Here is a 4,537-nt window from a genome sequence, read left to right as displayed (position 1 = left end):
CGCCCGGAGATGCAGAAGAACATTATGCTGCGTCACCGCGTAGCAAAAATCATGCGTGACTACTTTGACCGCAACGGCTTCCTTGAAATCGAGACGCCGATGCTCTGCAAGAGCACGCCTGAGGGTGCACGTGACTTCCTGGTTCCGAGCCGTGTAAATCCGGGTCAGTTCTATGCTTTGCCGCAGTCTCCGCAGATTTTCAAGCAGATTCTGCAGGTTGCGGGCTTTGAGAAATATTTCCAGATTGTACGCTGCTTCCGTGATGAGGACCTTCGTGCTGACCGTCAGCCGGAGTTCACGCAGCTGGATATTGAGATGTCCTTCATCAGCCAGGAGGATATTCTGACTATGATGGAAGGCATGATTAAGGAGCTCTTCCAGAAGTCCATCGGTGTAGATGTTCCGACGCCGTTCCAGCGTATGGATTGGGATACGGCTATGGATACTTACGGCTCCGATAAACCGGACCTTCGTTTCGATATGCCGCTCATGGATATCTCCGAGTACGTCAAAGGCTCTGAGTTCAAGGTATTCAACGCTGTTATTGAGAGCGGCGGTATGGTTAAATGTATCAAGGTTGACGGCTATGCAGATATTCCGCGCCGCCGTCTTGATGACCTTGTTAAATTTGTACAGATTTACGGCGCTAAAGGTCTTGCATGGATTCAGTACTCCGAAGAGGGTATCAAGAGTCCGTTCAAGAAGTTCTATTCCGATGAGACCTTTGCAAAGATTGCTGAAGCAACGGGCGCAAAGACAGGCGACCTGCTTCTCGTTGTTGCTGACAAGCGTCTTGTTGTTGATACGGCACTCGGACAGCTCCGTCTTGAGATGGGCAAGGAGAGAGGTCTTATCGACCCGGATGCGCTCCGCTTCCTGTGGGTTGTTGATTTCCCAATGTACGAATGGAGCGATGAGGAGAAACGCTGGAAGGCTATGCATCATCCGTTCACTGCACCGAGAGATGAAGATGTTGAGTATCTGCTCTCTGACCCTGGCCGCGTAAAGGCAAACGCTTACGATATGGTTCTTAACGGTGTCGAAATCGGCGGCGGTTCCCTGCGTATCTACAATGCAGAGCTGCAGGAGAAGGTGTTCGAGTCTCTCGGACTTACACAGGAACAGGCTCATCAGAAGTTCGGCTTCATGATGGATGCATTCCAGTACGGCACACCGCCGCATGGTGGTCTCGCTTTCGGTCTCGACCGTCTTGTCATGATTATGGCAAAATGCGACTCCATCCGTGACGTTATCGCGTTCCCGAAAAATCAGAGCGCACGCGACGTTATGTCCGAGGCTCCGTCCGAGGTTGACGAGAAACAGCTGCGCGAGCTTTCTATCCGCGTTTCCGCACCGAAGAAAAAGGACAAGAACGAGAACAAAGAAAACTAAAAAGTTTATGGAAGGCCCGGAATTTGTCCGGGTCTTCTTTATTGCATTGTTTCACGGGAATATGATACAATGAACGCTGAATTTTAATTTGTAGGAGGCAGATTTAATGGCCTATCCAATCGTAAATATCCTGAATGTTCCTGTTGCGGCTCTGACTATGAGCGAGGCCGTAAGCAAGGTTCAGCAGTTTATTGATGATAAAAAGAACGCGCTTATTGCTACGGCAAACGCGGAAATGATTATGAACGCGCAGCATGATGAGGAGCTTTGTGAGATTCTCCAGTCAGCTGACCTTGTTGTTCCTGACGGAGCAGGTACAGTATGGGCTGCGCATCATCTCGGCTATGCCATGCCTGAGAGGGTGGCAGGCTATGATTTGGTGCAGGAGCTTTTGAAGGCGGCTCCTGAGCGCGGCGACCGCGTGTTCTTTTTCGGTTCTGCACCGGGTATTGCAGAGGCTGCCAAGAAAAAGGCGGAGGCTCTTTATCCGGGAGTGCAGATTGTAGGTGTCAGAAACGGTTATTTTACTTCTGATGATGAAGCAGGAATAATAGAGGAAATCCGCGCGGCTGAGCCGGATATTCTTCTTGCGGCGCTGGGCGTTCCAAAACAGGAGAAATGGCTCAGAAGATACCGCAAAGAGCTTCGCGTTCCTGTGTCTATCGGAGTTGGCGGAACCCTTGATGTCATGGCGGGAAATGTACGCCGTGCGCCGAAATGGATGCAGAAGGCAAAGCTGGAATGGCTGTTCCGCGGGCTTCTTCAGCCAAAGCGCGCAGGAAGACTCGTGGCTCTGCCGAAGTTTGTTTTACGGGTTCACAGGTCTAAGAAAAAGTAAACAAATCGATGCTGACATAGGAAGTTTTGCTTTTGCAAAACTGGAACTAATGCGTTATAATATTTTAAGCATCGCACGGGCATGCGTTATTTTAGTGTGCCTTAATTTCTGTTAAGGAGGCGTCAGGGGTTTGATCGTAAGGGATGGATACTCATATATACTGACAGCATTACTGCTGGCAGTCCTTTTTGCGTTTACGATTCATCCATATGCAGCGGTCGTACCGCTTGTTTTTGCTGTATATTTTGCTTACTTTTTCCGCAATCCGGAGAGAACGATTGTGCAGGACGATTCGGTTCTGGTTTCTCCGGCTGACGGAACTGTTATGGAAATAATTCCTTTGGAAAGTGACGATTTTGTTACGGGACCATGCAATAAAATCGTTATTTTTATGTCGGTTTTCGATGTTCATGTAAACCGCAGCCCGATGACGGGAAAGGTTATGGTGCAGCAGTATATCTGCGGGCGTTTTAAGCCGGCATATAAGGATTCGGTCGGTTTTATCAATGAACGCCATATGATTGGAATAGAGAATGAAAAAGTGCGTATATCGGTAATTCAGGTTGCCGGTATTCTTGCGCGCCGTATTGTTTCATGGGTCACGCTGGATGACGAGCTCGAAAAAGGCGAACGCTACGGTATGATTAAGTTCGGTTCCTGCCTTGAAATTGTTGTCCCGCAGAATGTTGAAGTTACTGTAAAGCCCGGTCAGAAAACACGGGCAGGGGAAACTGTTATCGGGAGGATTAACTGATGTATAGATCTTTGATTCCGAATATGCTGACGTCTGCGAACCTGGTTTTTGGTTTTTGTTCTATTCTTTCGACGCATAACGGAGATTTGTTTCTCGGTTCGATTTTTATTCTGCTTGCTCTGGTGGCTGACGGTCTTGACGGACGGTCTGCACGCTTCTTCGGAGTCAGCAGTGAGATGGGTAAGGAAATGGATTCCCTGTGCGATTTGGTTTCCTTCGGCGTTGTGCCGGGATTCCTTGCGTATAACTTCTGCCTGCACGCATTTTCGTGGTTAGGCTGGGTAGTTGCGATTTCCTTTGCAGTCTGCGGAATGCTTCGCCTTGCACGCTTCAATGTCAACGCGGATGTTGTACATGGGTATTTCATGGGACTTGCTATTCCTGCAGGCGGCTGCTTTGTTGCAACCTCGACTCTGCTCATGCAGGGTATCGGATTTGACCCGATGCGTCTGGGCTGGGTATATCCTGTAGTTATGTTTGTGGTTGGTCTGATGATGTACAGTACGGTTCACTATCCTGATTTCAAGGGAAAAGGCGAGAAAATCTATCTTGCATCAAAGGTGCTTGCGCTTTTGATTTTTGCAGCTATTCTTTATGTCGGTCGTGAATCAATCGTATTCGCTGTTTTGTTTGGCATTTTCTGCACATACACACTGTTTGGCATTATCAATTCGACGATTGCCGGTGTAAGCGGAAAATAATGGTGCCCGTTAGGTTTCAAAGGAGAGTTTTTATTTCATGAATTATTGGTTTGACATCATTATGATGCCAATACAGATTTGCATTCTTCTGTTTACGATATACTATTTTGTATTAAGTTTCTGCGGATTGTGGGTCAAAAAGGAAAAGAAGATTCTTACACCGAAAACGACGTTTGCGGTTCTTGTTGCGGCACATAATGAAGCTGCGGTTATCGGACCGCTTGTGAAAAATCTTCAGGATCTGGATTATCCGAAGGAGTTCTACGATATTTACGTTATTGCGGATAACTGCTCGGATAATACGGCAGAGGTTGCCGCTCAGGCAGGTGCTATTGTCTGCGAGCGTACAAATGATGTCGAAAAGGGCAAGGGTTTTGCTCTGGAATGGATGTTCAACAAGCTGTTCGCTATGGAAAAACAGTATGATGCTATTGCTGTTTTTGATGCGGATAATCTTGTGCATCCGAAGTTCCTGCTTGAGATGAATAACCGTTTTTGCAAGGGCGATCAGGTCGTACAGGGTTATCTTGATGCAAAGAATCCGTATGATACATGGATATCCGGTACATTTGCCATTGCTTTCTGGGTTATCGACCGTCTGTATCATCTTGCGAAGACGAATATCGGGCTTTCTTCCGTACTGGGTGGAACGGGGATGTGTATTTCCACAGAGGTGCTTCGCCGTCACGGCTGGGGCGCTACCTGCCTTACGGAGGATATGGAGTTTACCATGAAGGCACTCTGCGAGGGTATTAAAACTACCTGGGCGCAGGATGCTATCGTATATGATGAAAAGCCGCTCACCTTTATGCAGTCCTGGAATCAGCGCCGCCGTTGGGCGCAGGGACAGTT

5 protein-coding genes are annotated in these 4,537 nt (G+C 48.0%); all 5 read left to right on the top strand.

The genetic code is table 11. From position 1 onward, the window contains the following. The coding region (aspS, locus tag ACY69O_RS08770) for an aspartate--tRNA ligase (protein WP_462333087.1) at positions 1–1,392 on the top strand (1,392 nt) is incomplete at its 5' end. Positions 1,393–1,498: 106 nt separating this feature from the next. Next, positions 1,499–2,230, top strand: a complete 732-nt coding sequence (locus tag ACY69O_RS08765; protein WP_462333086.1) for a WecB/TagA/CpsF family glycosyltransferase — start codon at positions 1,499–1,501, stop codon at positions 2,228–2,230. Positions 2,231–2,360: 130 nt separating this feature from the next. Then, positions 2,361–2,984: a phosphatidylserine decarboxylase family protein gene (locus ACY69O_RS08760; protein WP_462333085.1), complete on the top strand. Its 624-nt coding sequence runs from the start codon at positions 2,361–2,363 to the stop codon at positions 2,982–2,984. Further along, positions 2,981–3,685, top strand: a complete 705-nt coding sequence (gene pssA, locus ACY69O_RS08755; RefSeq protein ID WP_462333088.1) for a CDP-diacylglycerol--serine O-phosphatidyltransferase — start codon at positions 2,981–2,983, stop codon at positions 3,683–3,685. Before ACY69O_RS08760 ends, pssA begins: the two co-directional genes overlap by 4 nt. Positions 3,686–3,722: 37 nt before the next feature. Continuing rightward, positions 3,723–4,537: glycosyltransferase family 2 protein (locus tag ACY69O_RS08750; RefSeq protein WP_462333084.1), on the top strand; the 815-nt coding region annotated here is incomplete at its 3' end.

The organism is Schwartzia sp. (in: firmicutes) (assembly GCF_978017985.1).
Note: the sequence above shows the minus strand (reverse complement) of the source record. Positions and strands in the feature narration are given on the sequence as shown.